Here is a 15,971-nt window from a genome sequence, read left to right as displayed (position 1 = left end):
ACCTCGGCGGAGCCGATCGCACATATCCGTGCGGGTGGCGCATGCCCTGGTGGGCGTGGTGGCCGGGGTCGTGTGGCTGGTGTTGCCGTGGATGACGATCAATGACGACGCTCCGGTTGCGGGCGCGCGGTCGAGCGCCGCGGCGGCCGAGGAGGACTCGTCCGCCGGCGACCTCGTCCTGCCGGTGGCCGCGCTCGCCGTGGTGGTGGTCCTCGCCGCCTACGGCTCCGTGCGCCGGATCCGCCGCACCCGCAGTCGTACGACACCGGCGGCGCCCGGCACCACCCACGTCGGCGCGTACCCCGCCCCCGCGGCCCCGCCCCCGCTCGCCGGCCTGGACGACCGCGCCCGCACCGCGCTCGTCGACGCCGACAACCACCTCCGCGCCTTCCGCGAGGAACTCTCCTTCGCCGAGGCCGGGTCGGGCCGCGAGGCACTGGCCCCCTTCGTCGGGGTGGCCGGGGCCGCGGAGTCCGAGCTGGCCGCCGCGTGCGCGATCCGGCGGCGGTACGACGAGGGCGTACCGGAGGAGGCGGCCGCCCTCGCCGGGGTCGTGGGCCGGTGCGAGGAGGCCGGGCGGCGGCTGACCGAGGGGACGGAGAGCCTGCGCACGCTACGGGCGCTGGACCGCGATCCCCGCGAGGCCCTGGCGGTGGCCGAGACCCGTTTCCGGGAACTGACCGCCCGCACGGCCGGGGCGGACACCGCGCTCGTGGGCGAGGCCGTCACCGGCTATGTGGAGCGGGCCAAGGACAGCCTGGTCACCGCCACCGTCCACCTCAACGAGACCCACCAGGCGCTCGCCTCCGACCAGCTGGACGAGGCGGCCCACCGGCTCCGCGCCGCGGAGAGCGCGATCGCCCGGGCTGACGTGCTGGTGACGGCCGTGACCCGGCTGCGGGAGACACGCGCCGAGGCCGCGCGGCTGATCCCGCCCGCCCTCACGGGCGCCGAGGCGGAACTGGCCCCCTTCCGCGGCGGCGCCCGGCCCGAGGGCGAGACCCGCACCCGGCTCGCACACGCCGACGCGGTCCTGGCCGCCGTACGACAGGAGACGACGTCCGGACAGCCGTACGACCCGCTCGGCGTGCTGCGTCGGATCGTGCACGCGACCGCGCCCCTCGCGGGCGGCCGGTCCGGTGTGCTCCCGGTGGCCGCGCTGCTGGTCGCCCGGGAGTCCGTGGCCGCGGCGGACGACCATGTGGCCGTGCACCGGGAGGCGGTCGGTGCCGCGCCCCGGGTCCTGCTGTCGCAGGCGCGGCTGACCGACGATCTCCCGCGGGCGGACGCGCTGGCCCGCGAGGCGCGCGACCTCGCCGAACGGGACGTACGCCTGCGCGGGCACACCGCATGACAACCGCCTAGAACAGGCTCAGCAGTGCCTCCGCCGGGTCCACCATGCCGTTCTCCCCGTCCGGCAAGGGCAGTTCGAACCACACCGTCTTGCCGCGCGGGGTCCGCCGGGAGCCCCAGGCCGCGCTGAGCAGGCCGACCAGTTGCAGGCCGCGGCCGCCCTCGTCGGTGTCGCGGGCGCGCCGGCGGCGGGGCTGGACCAGGCCGGAGTCCCAGACCTCGCAGACCAGGGTGCGGTCGAGGAGGAGACGCAGCCGGATGTCTCCCTCGCCGTACCTGAGGGCGTTGGTGACCAGTTCGCTGACGAGGAGTTCCGTGGTGTCGACCAGGGGCTCCAGGTCCCAGCTGAGCAGCTGGCCGCGCGCGTACTCACGGGCCCGGCCCACGCTGCGCGGCTCCCGCGGCAGCGTCCAGTCGCCGACCGAGTCGGCGGGCAGGCCCTGGACACGTGCCATCAGCAGCGCGATGTCGTCCTCGCCATGGTGGGTGTCGAGGGTGTTGAGGACGTGGTCGCAGACGTCCTCCAGGGGCGCGGAGGGGTCGGTCAGCGCCCCGACGAACGCCTGGAGGCCTTCGTCGAGGGGGTGATCGCGGCTTTCGACCAGTCCATCCGTGTAGAGCGCGAGCAGGGCACCTTCGGGTAGTTCGACCTCGACCTCCTCGAAGGGCTCGCCCCCCACGCCGAGCGGCATGCCGGGCGGCACGTCGAGCATGAGCGCGTCCTCGCCGGGCTCGACCAGCACCGGGGGCAGATGGCCCGCGTTGGCGAAGGTGCAGCGCCTGGTCACCGAGTCGTAGACGGCGTACACGCAGGTCGCCAGGTACACCTCGGACAGGTCCGCCTCCCGGGGGCGGCGGGCCGCGCGGGTCGCCTGCTGGACTCCGCCGGGGGCGCCGAGCCCGCGGGCGATCTCGTCCAACGCGGAGAGGACTTCGGCCGGTTCGAGGTCCAGCAGGGCCAGGGTCCGCACGGCGGACCGCAGTTCACCCATCGCCACCGCCGCGCGCAGGCCGCGGCCCATCACGTCGCCGACCACCAACGCGGTGCGGTGGCCCGGCAGTTCTATGACGTCGAACCAGTCGCCGCCGACCTCGCTGGGGCGGTCGGCCGAGGAGTTGCCGGGCAGATAGCGGCAGGCGATGTCCAGACCGGAGGCGACCGGGTCGCCGGGCGGCAGCAGGGACCGCTGCAGTATCAACGCCCGTTCGTGCTCCCGCCGGTACAGGCGCGCGTTGTCGATACAGACCGCGGCCCGCGCCGCGAGCTCCACCGCCAGGTCCCGGTCCCGGTCCCCGAACGGCTCGCTGCCCTTCGTCCGCGCGAACTGCGCGAGGCCTACGACGGTGTCGTGGGCGACCATCGGCACGGCGAGCGTGGACTGGACGAGGCCGCCCTCCTCGGCCGGGACGTACAGCGGCCGGGCGGTGCGCAGGGCGTCCGCGCAGGGTGAGTTGAAGGGGTAGTGGTGGACCGCGCCGACCGAGACGGGGGCGCCGGAGCCGAGGAAGGGGGCGTCGGAGACCGCGCTGGCGAAGGCGACCCGGCGCAGTTCGGCGCTGCCGTCGGCGAGGCCGGGCGGGGTCTCGTCGCCCGCCAGCAGACCCTGGTACAGGTCGACGGTGGCCAGGTCGCAGAAGCCGGGCACGACCACGTCGAGGAGTTCGCGGGCCGTGGTCTCCAGGTCGAGGGAGTTCCCTATGCGGGCGCCCGCCTCGTTCAGGAGGGCGAGATTGCGCCGGGCCGCGGCGGCCTCGCGGGCGGCGGCGCGGCGGGCGGTGATGTCGGTTCCCAGCCAGGCGATCCCGATGGGCCGACCGGAGCCGCTGCGCACCCGGTACAGGTTGATGGACCAGTGGCGGCGCTCGTCGGAGCCCGGCAGGAAGCCGGTGACGTGCATGTCCGTGATGGAGTCGCCGGTCTCCAGGACCCGGCGCAGGGTCGCGGTGACCCGCTCGGCCTCGGGGCGCGGCAGATAGTCGTGGACGCCCTTGCCGCGGTGGTCGTCCGGGGTGCCGCCGAACAGGGAGGCGAACCGGTAGTTGACGCGGCGGACCCGCAGGTCCGGGTCGATCAGCACGAAGCCGAAGGGAGATTGACCGAATATCGCCTGCGAGGCGGCGAGGTCGGTCTCGATGCTCCGAAGCGTGCGGACGTCGACGACGATGCAGACGGCCGCCTTCTCCCCCTCCTCGGTCCGCGTCGGCATCACATAGACCTCGGCGAGGCCCTCCCGGCCGCACTCGCCCTCGACCGCGGCCGGCACCCGGAAGGGGACCACTCCGGTCCACTCACGGCCGTCCAGGATCTCCGCCATCTTGCGCTGGCCCTGCGCGCGCAGGTCCGGGTCGATGAACGCCTCGATGGGGTCCATGCCGACCGCCTGCGCGGCGGGGATGCCGAAGAGCTGCTCGGCGCGCAGGCTCCACTGGTCGACCAGCCCGTCGGGGCCTATGGAGAAGGACGCGACCTTGATGTAGTCGTAGATCGAGCCGGGCGGGCTGCTCTGCCACATGGCATCACCGGACGGCGCCTCGCCGGGACGGACCTGTACGGCATCCTCCGCGGCCTCCGTCCTCGCGCCGTCCGACGGGTCCTTCGACTCCGTGGCCTTCGCTGGTATCTCGCTCACGCGAACCGTCCCCTCCAGCTCACCGCGTCCGGTACCGGTCACCGGGGGCGGCTGCCCGCAGTATCCAGCACTACGGCGCCGCACAACACGGTGTTCACGATCACAGCACGATCCCGACGGTTTTCGGTCCGGGCTGCGACAACACTTCCAGTCTTCTAACCAGCGGACACGGCATCGAATCACGTCCTTCGACAACTGCCACTGGCCTGAACCAGTCGCTGGACAGGGGACGGGCTGTCGTACAGGTGTTCCTCATGGCACCGAGAGCTCGAACCAGACCGTCTTGCCGGTCGTGCCGGGGCGGGTGCCCCAGCGGTGGGCGGCGTGGGCGACCAGCTGGAGGCCCCGGCCGTGCTCGTCGTCCGGTTCGGCGACCCGTTCGCGGGGCGGATCGGGGAGCGGGTCGGAGACCTCCACCAGGAGGACGCCGTCGACCGCGCCGGGGCGGACCAGGCGGACGCCTATGGGGCCGGTGGCATGCCGCAGGGAGTTCGTCACCAACTCGCTGACCAGCAGGGCGGCGATGTCGGCGAGGCCGTCGAGGCCCCAGGCGCGCAGTCTTTCGCGGACCGCTGCACGAGCGGCTCGTACGGCGCCGGGGTCCGCGGGGAAGGTCCACTCGGCGCAGTCGCCTTCGGTGTCGATCACGCCGATCACATCCCGGGCCGGCCAATGTCCACTTTCGTGGGGTTAAGGGGCACATACCCGATATTGCGGGGGCGGTACCGTGCGAATGGCTGAAGACAGGGCGCCTAGGAACTCGGGGGGTTCTGTTGTGGGGCGGGTGCGGGTCTGTGGTGGCTGGTCGCGCCCCGCGGCGGAGCCGCATGTCGATACAGCCCCGCGCCCCTGAGGAGCTTCAGCGCGGCGACGGCTTCGACGTCCTGGTCGAGCCAGTCGACGTCCCAGAGCTCGTCCGGCGTCAGCCAGCGGAGTTCGTCATGGTCCTGCAGGGGCTTGGGGTCCGGGGAGTCGGGCAGGAGGCGCGCGCGCCACGCCTGGAGGACGTACGGGGGCTTCAGGGGCCACTCGCCCGGGACGCGCTCCACGACCTCCGCTGCTACACCCAGTTCCTCGAGCAGTTCGCGGGACAACGCCTGCTCCGGGGTCTCGCCCCTCTCCACCTTGCCCCCCGGCAGCTCCCACCGGCCGGCCAGGTCCGGGGGTGCGCTGCGGCGGGCCGCGAGGAGGCGGTCGCCGTCGTAGAGGGCGGCCGCCACCACCACGATCCGTTCCGTCATACGCCGGAGCCTACGGGAGACGGGTCAGTCGGCCGAGCCGGCGCCGTTCTGGCTGATGCGCTCGACCCAGTAGAGCTGTTTGTGGCCGCGGGCGTCGAGGCTGTCCGCGATCTTCTGGGCCTCCGCCCGGGTCGCGTACCTGCCCACGCGGTAGCGATTGCCGTTGTCGTCCTGCCGTATGACCAGCCAGGGAAGAGTGATCGTGCCGTCGTTCATTGCGCCCCACCGCTCCTTCCCGACCTGCGTCGAGCCCCACCCGATAAGGAAACCGCAATCCGCATATGCCCGAGCCTACGCCCAACCTTTACGCAGCGAACACGCGTTTTCACAAAGAGGTACGCAACCAGCCAGGACGGACTCCTCGGACCGGGGGCGCACGGCAGTGAACGCGCCCCCGGTGGACCGCGATGCCTCCGGTCAGGGGCGCACCTGGGACAGCGGTGTCGACCTGCGAGAACGGCCGAATTCGAACGGCGTTCGCCTGTGGGCCGGTTGAGTGCTCGCCCTGGGCAACTTCCCCGGGGCGTGCGCTACTTCACGGACGCGCTACTCCACGGGCACGCGACTACTTCACCGGAAGGTGGTACGCGACCTGGTAGCGGTCGGCCGGAATGACCACGTCGGCCGTCTCCACCGGGCGTCCCGAGGCGTAGTAGGTGCGGTGGACCACGAGGACCACATGGCCGGGGACACCGCCCAGCGCGAGCAGTTCCTCGGCGAGGCCGGGGCGGGCGCCGACCTCCTCGGTGACGTTGTCCACGACGACGTCGATGGCCGCCATGCGCTCCACCACGCCCATGCCGCCAAGCGGGCCCTCCTCGGGGAGCATCACGGGGGTGCGCCCGGTGACCGCGAGGGGCTCCCAGGAGGTGGAGAGCATAATGGGCTCACCGGCCTCCCGGAAGACGTACTTCGTGCACATCACGCGGTCGCCGGGCCGGATGGCGAGCCGCTCGGCGATGGCGGCGGAGGCGTCGGTCTGCCGGCTGCTGGACTCCCAGGTGCCGCGCCCCTCGCCGTCCGCCTGCTCCTGCCGGAAGGGGGTGGCTCCGGAGGCCGGGCGGTACCCGGAGCGGGCGATCCGGCGGGGCACGGGCTGCTCGCGGACGTAGGTCCCGGAGCCGGAGCGGCCCTCGACCAGGCCCTCGGCCATCAGCACCTTGCGCGCCTCGAGGGCGACGGTGTCCGAGACGCCGTACTCCTCGCGGATCCGGGCCTGGGACGGCAGACGGGTGTGTGGTGGCAGCGAACCGTCGACGATCTTCTTGCGGAGATCACCCGCGACGCGCAGGTACGCCGGCTGCTCACCGAATGTCACTGGCCGCTCCCATCAGGTTGTACAGACAGCAACAGCCTGGCAACCGTGGGTTGGCCCATGCAAGCAAAGGCCAGAGAATCACTCGATGTGATGACATGTGCCGGTGGTGGGCTTTACGCAGGCACTTTCTCCCCGCTATGGCCGGGTTCACACATCGAGGTGGTCGCTCCCCGCGCCGTCGCCCGTGCCGCCGGTGTCCTCGTCGTCGTACGGCGGATCCGAGGCGAGCCCCAGAGCTTTGCGGGCGGTGATGGTGGTGGGGCCGTCGACGTAGGCGTAGCCCGCGTCGTAGTGCGTGTAGAAGGTGTCCACGTCGTCGGAGGCGGCGGCCTTCGCCCACTCGCCGCGGGCCTTCTCCATGTCCTTGAGCAGGGCCTGGACCGGCTTGGCCGGGGCGCCCGACCAGGTGTGCGCCCTGAGGTGGCGGATCTCGTCGTCGAGGCTGTCGTGCATGTCCTGCGACCAGTCCCGGTAGCCCCGCAGGTCGTCCTCCGGCTGCTCCTCGGGCTCCTCCCAGAACGTCTCGTCGACGGCGTTGAGCGCCATGAGGAAGGTCAGCTGGTCGTCGTCGAGGGTGGTCGCGTCGACGCGCAGCGAGCCGGTCAGGGTGCCCGTCTCGTCGGTGTTCCCGAAGATGCAGGTGACCTCGCGGTCGCCGAGGCGCCAGCTCTGCCGGGTCGGGCCGAAGTAGTACACGTCCACGTCGTCGGGGAGCGACCAGGTGTCCATGACGTAGGCGTCCTGGAGGGGGTAGCACCTCTCGTCGGCGGCGTCGGAGACGGCGGCGTCGCCCGGGAAGACCGACCCGCTCATCTCGAACTCGCCGAACACCTCGCCCTCGTGCTCACCCGCGCAGGGCACCGCGTCGACGTCGTAGGTGAGGCCGTCGAGGGACTCCCCCGGCGCATCGAAGCACTGGCCCTTCACCACCGAGAAGGCCGCGCCCTCCGTCGCCCCCTCCTTGAACCCGTCCCACGCCTCCGAGAGCCCGCCGGTGGCGAGCGCGGCCACCCACAGGGCGAGTCCCAGCGAGGACAGGATCGACCCGGCGATCGCCAGGCCCTTCCCGGACTGCCCCTTCTTCTTGATCTGCACCAGTGCGATCACGCCCAGCACCAGCCCGACGGCCGGGAAGCAGCACAGCACGCCGAACACCAGCGAGGCGATGGCGAGCCCGTTCACGGAGGAGGGGCGGGCGTAGGGGCTGTAGCCCTGGCCCCAGGTCTGATAGGGCACCCCATAGGGTTGCCCGTACGGCTGCTGTCCGTACGGCTGCTGCCCGGGGGGCGTGGGGCCGTACGGCTGCTGCGCCGGGGGCGTGGGTCCGTACGGCTGCGGCCCGTACGGCTGCTGTCCCTGCGACGGAGGGCCGTACGGCTGCTGTCCCTGCGGCGGTGGCCGGTAGGGGTCCGGGGCGGGGGACGGTCCCTGGGGTCCCTGGGCGGGGTCGGGCTGGTGCGGCCCAGGGGGCGGGGGTATGGACACGGGTACCGTGCTCCTGGTTCAGACAGCGGCGGGGAACTGACGTACGACAGGGCGCATGGTATGCGCGGGGCAGGCGGGGGTGGAATGCCGATCACGGGTACGACGACCCGGGCGGTGAACGGGCTCACGGCACGGTGGACCGGGATGTCTCCAGGGGGCACGGTGTTCTCGGCCGCCGGGGTGTGGCCGCTGCTGGCCTTCCTGGCCGACGGGGCACAGGGAGCGGCACGCGAGGAGCTGGCAGCGGCCGTGGGGCTGCCGGCGGCCGAATCGGCCGCCGCGGCACGGGAGTTGCTGCACGCGCTGGCGGACGTACGGGGACTGGACTCGGCCCTCGGCCTGTGGACCGCACGGACGGTGGAGCCGCGGGAGGAGTGGGCGGCCGGACTGCCGGCCGACGCGCACGGGGTGCTCAGCGGCGATCCGGACGCCGATCAGCGGGAGTTGGACACCTGGGCCGTGAAGCGGACGGGCGGGCTGATCGAACGGATGCCGGTCGAGGTCCGGAGGGACACCCAGCTGGTGCTGGCTAGCGCGCTGGCCCTGCGGACCACGTGGCTGCGGCCGTTCGAGGCGCGTCCGGTACGGCCGTCCGCGGGTCCCTGGCAGGGCAGGACCCTGCGCGGGCTGCACCGGCGGGGCGTACGGCTGGACCGGGTCGGGGTGGCGGCGGTACCGGGCGGACGGGTCACCGAGGCGAAGGTGTGCGGCGACGACGGCGTCGACGTCCATCTCCTGCTCGGGGACGAGCACATGACGCCCGGTGAGGTGCTGGAGGCGGGAGTGGCCGTACTCGACGGCGGGTGCCCGGTGGTGAAGGGGGCGCTGCTTCCGTACGGGCCCGCCGGGCCGGGGCTGCGGGTGGAGGAGCGGCCGTGTGCCGGTCCCCAGCAGCCGGCGCTGGAGCTGACCACGGTGGCGTTCGAGGTGCGGGCGCACCACGATCTGCTGCGCCTGCACGGGCTGTTCGGGCTCACCGCGGCACGGGACGCGGGGCAGGGCCACTTCCCCGGGATCAGCGCCTCGCCCCTGGCCGTCGGCGCCGCCCGGCAGTCCGCCCTGGGCCGCTTCGACGCGCTCGGCTTCGAGGCGGCCGCGGTGACGGCGGTCGCCGCGGCGCCGGGCGGTGCGCCGCCCACGCCCCGGTACACCTCGACCGTGGTCACGGCCGCCTTCGACCGCCCCTTCGGCTTTCTCGCCGTACACCGGGAGACGCGGCTGGTGCTGACGGCGGGGTGGGTGGCGGAACCGTGGTGACCCTTTGAGCACCGACAGCGCGCTGGAGCGGCTCCTCGGCCGCGCTTGCGGGCCGCTGGAACTCAGTCGTCGAAGCCCGTGGCCCGGCTGCTCTTCTCCCAGGTGGAGACGTCGGACCGTACGGCGTCGAGGTGGTCGAGTACGGCGGTGACCGCGTCGTCGCCGAGGGGCAGCCGCAGCGGGGGCTGTTCGGCGTCGAGCGCGGCGCGGATCAGGGCGGCGGCCTTCGCGGGGTCGCCGGCCTGGGTGCCGTCGCCGCCGGAGACGGCCTCGCGGGTCTCGCTCACCTTGGCGTAGACCCCGCTGTCGGCGCTGACCCCGGCCCGGCTCGCCTCGAACAGCGAGGTGCGGAAGGCCCCCGGCTCCACGATCAGCACCTTGACGCCGTACTCCCGGACCTCGTCGGCGAGGGCCTCGGACAGGCCCTCGAGGGCGAACTTCGTCCCGCTGTACGCCGAGAAGCCCGCGAAGGACAGCTGCCCGCCCATGCTGCTCATCTGCACGATCGCGCCCGACCGCCGCTCGCGCATACCGGGCAGCACCGCCCGGGTGAGCGCCGCAGGGCCGAAGACATGCAGGTCGAACAGTTCGCGCAGCTCGGCCTCGGTGGTCTCCTCGAACGCGCCGACATGGGTACGCCCGGCGTTGTTGACCAGCACGTCGATCCGGCCGTGCCGGGCCACCACGTCCCGTACGGCGGCCTCGGCGGCGGCCGTGTCGGTGACGTCCAGGCGCAGCGCCTCCACCTGGTCGGGATGGGCGGCCACGAGGTCGTCCAGCGCCTCGGGCCGGCGGGCGGCCCCCACGACGACATCGCCGTCGGCCAGGGCGGCCTCGGCGATCGCCCGGCCGAAGCCGCTGCTCGCGCCGGTGATCAGCCACACCTTGTTCATGTCGACTCCCTCTTGATCCGGTTCCGTGTGAACCAGCCTGCTGCGGAAGCCGGTTGCCCGTCCAAGACCCTTGGTGATAACCGATGGCCATGACGACCGACGTGCATGTACGGGACCTGCGTTACTTCCTGGCGGTGGCCGAGGAGCTGCACTTCACGCGGGCGGCCGAGCGGCTGTACGTGTCCCAGCCCGCGTTGAGCAAGCAGATCCGGTCGTTGGAGCGGCAGTTGGGCGCGGAGCTGTTCCGCCGGGACCGGCGGGGCGTGCTGCTCACCGAGGCGGGCGAGACGCTGCTGCCGCATGCCCGGCAGGTGCTGGAGGCGTGGGCGGCGGCCGACACGGCGATGGCGAGGGCACGGGCGGCGGGGCGCGGCACGCTGGTGGTGGGCATGAGCACCAGCCCCGGCCGCGGCGGGCTGCTCCCGGCGATCCGCTCCCGCTTCACGGCCGCGCATCCGGAGGCGGTCGTACGACTGCGGCAGATGGGTTGGCAGGATCCGACCGCCGGTCTGGCGGACGGCACGACGGAGGTCGCGTTCGTGTGGCTGCCGCTGCCCGACGCGGAGCGCTACGCGTGGACGCCGGTCGCCGAGGAGCCCCGCCTGGTCGCCCTCCCCGACACCCATCCGCTGGCCGCCCGCGAGGAGGTCGACTTCACCGACCTGGCCGACGAACCGTTCCTGGCCCTGCCGGCGAGCGCGGGCCCTCTGCGCGACTTCTGGCTCGCCGTCGACGAGCGCTCCGGCCGCCCGCCCCGCGTCGGCGCGGAGATCGCGGGCACCGAGGAGACGTACGAGGCCCTCGTCGCCGGCCTGGGCATCTGCCTGGTGGCCGCCGGGAACGCGCCCCTGATCACCCTGGGCGGTGTGGTCACCCGCCCGGTGCGGGGGTTGGGGCCGAGCAGGTACGTCCTGGCGTGGCGGAGGGAGGACGGGGGGCGGCCGCTGGTGCGGGGGTATGCGGAGGCATGCCGGGCGGTGGTGGAGGGCTGAGGGGACCGGCGACGGCGTCCTCTGTGCGCCGGGCACGTCCTGATGCCTCCCGCCGCCCTCCTCGGGTCGCGCAACCCGGACGCGAAGCGCTGAATGGGAAGTGCCGCCGGATCCACCGGCAGCGCTCACCGCATTGCTCGGCTGCGATCAGCCCGCCCCGACCGGGGCCGCCTGACCGAAGAGGACGCTGCTCGCGCATGGAATCCCCGTTCCTCATCCCCGTTTCGTCCGAACGACCGCCGGTCTCGTCGGCGGGGCCCTCGCGGCTGGGCTGGCTGGACGGGCTGCGCGGTCTCGCCGCACTCGCGGTGGTGTTCGACCACTCGTCGTACACCTTCCTGCCGGAGCTCCGGCAGGAGCTGGTGCCGCACTTCAACGCCGGCCGCTACGGCATCCTGGTGTTCTTCCTGGTGAGCGGCTACGTCATCCCCCGCTCGCTGGAGCGCCGGGGATGTGTGCGCAGCTTCTGGATCGGACGGGTCTTCCGCGTCTACCCGCTGTGCGCGGTCGTCGTCGGCGTGCTGCTCGCCCTGCACGCAGTGGGAGCGGCGGAGCTGCGCGACGTCGGTTCGCACAGTGCCGGCGCCGTGGCGCTCGCCCACCTCACCCTTCTCCAGGAACTGCTGGGGACACCCAGTGTCCTGCTCGTCCTGTGGACGCTCTCCTACGAGATGGCCTTCTACCTGCTGGTCGTCGCGCTCTTCACCACCCGTCTCCACCGGCGCTCCCCTGTGGCCGCGATCGCCCTCGCACTGGTCGCCGCCGGAAGCGTCGGGGCAGGGGTGGCGCTGCCGGCCTCGGCCCTGTCCGGTCTGTTCGGCACCGGCCCGGTGATCGCGGTCACCGCGGTCATCATGGCGGCCGCTGTGTGCTGTGCGAGTGGACGGTCGGCACCGCTCCGGACCTTCGGGGGTGTGCTGGGCGGGCTGTCGGCGCTCACGCTGGTCGCGCTCAACGGCACGATCCCCCTGTGGGAGGGGCTGGTGATCCTCGCCGTGATGTTCCTGGGCACCACCGTCCACCGCGCGGAGCACGGTCAGGGCACCTGGCGCTTCGCCGCCGGCACCGCCGTCGTGGTGACCGTCTGCGCCGTGGGGAGTGCGTACGGGTACGGCGACGGCGACCACTTCACACGGTCCGGCTGGATCACCGCGTTCCTGCTGGCTGTGCTCACCTTCGGCGCCGGGCTGGCGGTGCGCGGGCGGTCCCTGCCGCGGGTCGTGACCGGCCTGGGCACGATCAGCTTTTCGGTGTACCTGGTGCATCCCGTGCTGCTGACGGTCATCGACAGCACGGTCGGCCGACGCCGCCAGGACGACCTCGTGCTGGAAGCAGCCTTCGTCACCGTGCTGCTCCCGCTCTGCCTGCTGACCTACCGCTGCATCGAAGCTCCCTGCCAGACCTGGGGCCGCATCCTGGCCCGCCGGACACGGCTGTCGTGACCGGCCCCGAAGGGCTCAGGGAAGCGGTCGTCCCGTGATGATCTCGTGGCCCGGGCCCCGTCGATTCGCTACGGTTCAGCCATGACCGCACTGCCCGACTGGATGCGCCCGCCGCGCGAGGAAGGCTGGTTCGCGGAGGACCTGGACCGCCTCCCCGAGGCACCCCGCCACACCGAGCTGATCGACGGAGCCCTCGTCTTCATGATGTCGCCCCAGCGGTGGTGGCACGGCCACCTCGTCACCATGCTCACCGTCGCCCTCATGGAGCAGGCTCCTGGCGAAGTCAGCGTCGGGCGCGAGATGACCATAAAGCTCGACGAGCGAAACCGGCCCGAGCCCGATCTGCTCTTGACGACGGCCGCCTACGACGGCGACCGCACCTGGTTCACGCCCGACGAGGTGCGACTCGTCATCGAGGTCGTCTCACCCGAGTCCGCGCACCGGGACCGCACGGTCAAGCTGCGCAAGTACGCACAGGCCGGCATCCCGCACTACTGGTGCATCGAGGACGAGAACGGCGCCCCAGTCGTCCACGTCTACGAACTCGACGAACCAACCGGCGCCTACGCCCCCGCCGGCATCTTCCGCGGCACCCTGAACCGGCCCGTGCCTTTCGACATCAGCCTGGATCTCGACAGGCTCATCCCGCGGCGGAGCACATAGGGAACACAGGAGGGGCCCGGCTCGCCAGAGCCCGGCCCCTTCATCCGCTCACACGTTGAAGCGGAACTCCACCACATCCCCGTCCTGCATCACGTACTCCTTGCCCTCCATCCGCGCCTTCCCCTTCGCGCGGGCCTCCGCCACCGAGCCGGTTTCCACCAGGTCGTCGAAGGAGATGACCTCCGCCTTGATGAAGCCCTTCTGGAAGTCCGTGTGGATCACGCCGGCCGCCTCGGGGGCCGTCGCGCCCTTCTTGATGGTCCAGGCGCGGGATTCCTTGGGGCCGGCCGTGAGGTAGGTCTGGAGGCCGAGGGTGTTGAAGCCGACGCGGGCGAGGGTGGCGAGGCCGGGCTCCTCGGCGCCGACCGACTCCAGGAGTTCCAGGGCGTCCTCCTCGTCGAGCTCCGCGAGGTCCGCCTCCAGCTTGGCGTTCAGGAAGATCGCCTCGGCCGGGGCGACCAGCGCGCGCTGCTCCTCCTTGAAGCCCTCGTCGACCAGTTCGTCCTCGTCGACGTTGAAGACGTACAGGAAGGGCTTGGTGGTCAGGAGGTGCAGGTCGTGCAGGAGTTCCTCGTTGCCCGAGCCCTGGACGATGCCCGCCGAGAACAGCGTGTCGCCCTTCTCCAGGATCTCCTTCGCCGCCTCGACGGCCGCGACCTTCGGCGCGATGTCCTTCTTGATCCGCGACTCCTTCTGGAGGCGGGGCAGGACCTTCTCGATGGTCTGGAGGTCGGCCAGGATCAGCTCGGTGTTGATCGTCTCGATGTCGTCCTTCGGCGAGACCTTGCCGTCGACGTGCACGACGTTCTCGTCCTTGAAGGCGCGGATGACCTGGCAGATCGCGTCCGACTCACGGATGTTCGCGAGGAACTTGTTGCCGAGGCCCTCACCCTCCGAAGCGCCCCGCACGATGCCCGCGATGTCCACGAAGTCCACGGTCGCCGGGAGGATCTTCTGGGAGGAGAAGATCTCGGCCAGTTTCGCGAGGCGCGGGTCGGGAACTCCCACGACGCCCACGTTGGGCTCGATCGTGGCGAACGGGTAGTTGGCCGCCAGCACGTCGTTCTTGGTCAGGGCGTTGAACAGGGTCGACTTGCCGACATTCGGCAGGCCGACGATTCCGATCGTGAGCGACACGTTGCGACTTCCCGTACGTGAGAGGAGACGTGAGGAGACTGGCGGCCAGGGGGCCGATCCACCAGTCTACGGCGTGCCGCACCCCGCCCCGGCGGGCCTCTCGAACGCATGGCCAAGGTCTTTCCCCCGGCGTGTCTGAAGGGCGATTGGGCACATAAGCAGACCTAGGTTGGACGAGTGGAGCACTACAGGACCCGCCCCCCGCACAACGGAACGCGCCGCGCGGCACCGGGAGTACCGGGAGCGCCGCTGCCCGCGCAGGCCCGCGGCGAGCGTCGGCCTCCGGTGGCCCGCCGGCCCCCGCCGCCGGTGGTCCGGACGCTGCGGCGGCTGCCGAACCCCCGGCTCACCGGGCTGGGCGGCGGCCTGTTCTGCATGGCGCTGATGATCCTGCTCGGCTGTCTCTGCGCGCTGCTGTTCGGCTCGTCGCTGACGGCGTACGGCGTGCTGTTCGTGCCGGTGAGTGTGCTGACGGCGGTCTGGCTGCGCCGGGGCGACCTGCTGACCGCCCCGATCATCGTCCCGATCGCCTTCGCCGCCGGGCTGGTCCCCGTCGCCGACAGCGGCGGCGGCACCTCGGGCCGCCTGATGGGCCTGTTCACCGCCCTGGCCACGCAGGCCGGCTGGCTCTACGCCGGCACCCTGGCCGCTGGCCTCGTGGCACTGGTCCGCAGGATCCGCCTGGTGCGGCGCCGCTCCCGCTGACGCCCGCGGAGGAGCGGCCTCGCCGTACGACGACGGGGGCACGCGGGCTCGCCGTACGACGAGGGGGGCACGCGGACTCGCCGGCCCCGCCTACCCGTGGGCCGCGTGCATCGCCGCCCCCACGATCCCCGCGTTGTTCTGGAGCTGCGCCGGGACGATCTCCGCCTGGATGCCCTCGATGTGCGGCAGGAACTTCTGGGCCTTGCGGCTGACACCGCCACCGATGATGAAGAGCTCGGGCGAGAAGAGCATCTCGACGTGGGCGAGGTACTTCTGGACCCGGTGGGCCCAGTGCTCCCAGGAGAGCTCCTCGTCCTCCCGCGCCTTGCTGGACGCCTTCTTCTCCGCGTCGTGGCCGTGCAGCTCCAGGTGCCCCAGCTCGGTGTTGGGGACGAGGACGCCGTCGACGAAGACCGCGCTGCCGATGCCGGTACCGAAGGTGAGCAGGATGACGGTGCCCTTGCGGTCCTTGCCCGCGCCGAAGTTCATCTCGGCGACGCCCGCCGCGTCGGCGTCGTTGACCACGGTCACCGGCAGCCCGCCGAGCCGCTCGCCGAACAACGCGCGCGCGTCGGTGTCGATCCAGCTCTTGTCGACATTGGCGGCCGTACGGATGTGGGAGCCGCCGGTGACCACGCCCGGGAAGGTCAGCCCGACCGGGCCGGTCCAGCCGAAGTGGTCCACGACCTCCTTCACCCCGTCGGCGACGCCGTCGGGTGTCGCCGGGTGCGGGGTGAGCACTTTGTGGCGCTCCTGCGCCAGATCGCCCTTGTCCAGGTCCACAGGGGCGCCCTTGATCCCGGATCCGCCGATGTCCAAGCCGAAGATCTGCATGGCCCTACGTTACGACGGACG

15 protein-coding genes are annotated in these 15,971 nt (G+C 72.2%); 6 read left to right on the top strand and 9 right to left on the bottom strand.

What is annotated here, in order from left to right; translation table 11 throughout:
* The first annotated feature begins 34 nt into the window (after positions 1 to 34).
* A complete protein-coding gene (locus AC2XR2_RS29025; RefSeq protein ID WP_491516700.1) occupies positions 35 to 1,354 on the top strand; it encodes a hypothetical protein in 1,320 nt (439 codons plus the stop codon).
* 7 nt (positions 1,355 to 1,361) lie between these two features.
* Here AC2XR2_RS29025 and AC2XR2_RS29020 read toward each other — a convergent pair whose 3' ends face one another.
* The 6 genes from AC2XR2_RS29020 to AC2XR2_RS28995 form a co-directional block, all read right to left on the bottom strand.
* Positions 1,362 to 3,983, bottom strand: coding sequence for a SpoIIE family protein phosphatase (locus AC2XR2_RS29020; RefSeq protein ID WP_381303042.1), 2,622 nt, complete (start codon positions 3,981 to 3,983; stop codon positions 1,362 to 1,364).
* A gap of 252 nt (positions 3,984 to 4,235) precedes the next feature.
* Complete coding sequence (locus AC2XR2_RS29015; RefSeq protein WP_330264643.1) at positions 4,236 to 4,640, bottom strand: ATP-binding protein; 405 nt, start codon at positions 4,638 to 4,640, stop codon at positions 4,236 to 4,238.
* Positions 4,641 to 4,735: 95 nt separating this feature from the next.
* Entirely contained in the window at positions 4,736 to 5,224 is a 489-nt protein-coding gene (locus AC2XR2_RS29010; RefSeq protein WP_381303043.1) for a (deoxy)nucleoside triphosphate pyrophosphohydrolase, read from the bottom strand.
* Positions 5,225 to 5,248: 24 nt separating this feature from the next.
* Entirely contained in the window at positions 5,249 to 5,440 is a 192-nt protein-coding gene (locus tag AC2XR2_RS29005) for an SPOR domain-containing protein (protein WP_123762853.1), read from the bottom strand.
* Positions 5,441 to 5,789: 349 nt separating this feature from the next.
* A complete protein-coding gene (locus AC2XR2_RS29000) occupies positions 5,790 to 6,542 on the bottom strand; it encodes a GntR family transcriptional regulator (RefSeq protein WP_330264645.1) in 753 nt (250 codons plus the stop codon).
* A gap of 147 nt (positions 6,543 to 6,689) precedes the next feature.
* A complete protein-coding gene (locus AC2XR2_RS28995; protein ID WP_491516699.1) occupies positions 6,690 to 8,027 on the bottom strand; it encodes a DUF4190 domain-containing protein in 1,338 nt (445 codons plus the stop codon).
* Between the two features lie 60 nt (positions 8,028 to 8,087).
* Between AC2XR2_RS28995 and AC2XR2_RS28990 the strand changes: the two genes are divergently transcribed.
* Positions 8,088 to 9,284, top strand: a complete 1,197-nt coding sequence (locus AC2XR2_RS28990) for a serpin family protein (protein ID WP_491516698.1) — start codon at positions 8,088 to 8,090, stop codon at positions 9,282 to 9,284.
* Between the two features lie 62 nt (positions 9,285 to 9,346).
* On the opposite strand, the gene AC2XR2_RS28985 is transcribed toward AC2XR2_RS28990, so the two are convergent.
* On the bottom strand, positions 9,347 to 10,177 hold the full coding sequence (locus AC2XR2_RS28985) for an oxidoreductase (RefSeq protein ID WP_491516697.1): 831 nt from the start codon (positions 10,175 to 10,177) through the stop codon (positions 9,347 to 9,349).
* Between the two features lie 83 nt (positions 10,178 to 10,260).
* Between AC2XR2_RS28985 and AC2XR2_RS28980 the strand changes: the two genes are divergently transcribed.
* The 3 genes from AC2XR2_RS28980 to AC2XR2_RS28970 all read left to right on the top strand — a co-directional run bounded on the left by AC2XR2_RS28980 (position 10,261) and on the right by AC2XR2_RS28970 (position 13,274).
* Positions 10,261 to 11,169, top strand: coding sequence for a LysR family transcriptional regulator (locus AC2XR2_RS28980; protein ID WP_491516696.1), 909 nt, complete (start codon positions 10,261 to 10,263; stop codon positions 11,167 to 11,169).
* 197 nt (positions 11,170 to 11,366) lie between these two features.
* On the top strand, positions 11,367 to 12,611 hold the full coding sequence (locus tag AC2XR2_RS28975; protein WP_491516695.1) for an acyltransferase family protein: 1,245 nt from the start codon (positions 11,367 to 11,369) through the stop codon (positions 12,609 to 12,611).
* A gap of 81 nt (positions 12,612 to 12,692) precedes the next feature.
* Positions 12,693 to 13,274: a Uma2 family endonuclease gene (locus AC2XR2_RS28970; RefSeq protein ID WP_381303049.1), complete on the top strand. Its 582-nt coding sequence runs from the start codon at positions 12,693 to 12,695 to the stop codon at positions 13,272 to 13,274.
* Positions 13,275 to 13,322: 48 nt separating this feature from the next.
* Here AC2XR2_RS28970 and ychF read toward each other — a convergent pair whose 3' ends face one another.
* Positions 13,323 to 14,411, bottom strand: a complete 1,089-nt coding sequence (ychF, locus tag AC2XR2_RS28965) for a redox-regulated ATPase YchF (protein ID WP_330264666.1) — start codon at positions 14,409 to 14,411, stop codon at positions 13,323 to 13,325.
* 177 nt (positions 14,412 to 14,588) lie between these two features.
* Between ychF and AC2XR2_RS28960 the strand changes: the two genes are divergently transcribed.
* Positions 14,589 to 15,116, top strand: a complete 528-nt coding sequence (locus AC2XR2_RS28960; protein ID WP_381303050.1) for a DUF6542 domain-containing protein — start codon at positions 14,589 to 14,591, stop codon at positions 15,114 to 15,116.
* A 90-nt stretch (positions 15,117 to 15,206) separates the two neighbouring features.
* Here AC2XR2_RS28960 and ppgK read toward each other — a convergent pair whose 3' ends face one another.
* Positions 15,207 to 15,950 (bottom strand): polyphosphate--glucose phosphotransferase, encoded by a 744-nt coding sequence (ppgK, locus tag AC2XR2_RS28955; protein WP_330264668.1) that lies wholly within the window; start codon positions 15,948 to 15,950, stop codon positions 15,207 to 15,209.
* Between the last annotated feature and the right edge of the window lie 21 nt (positions 15,951 to 15,971).

Source organism: Streptomyces sp. LS-MS-L19, from assembly GCF_058382285.1.
This window is presented reverse-complemented; position numbering and strand designations above follow the sequence as displayed.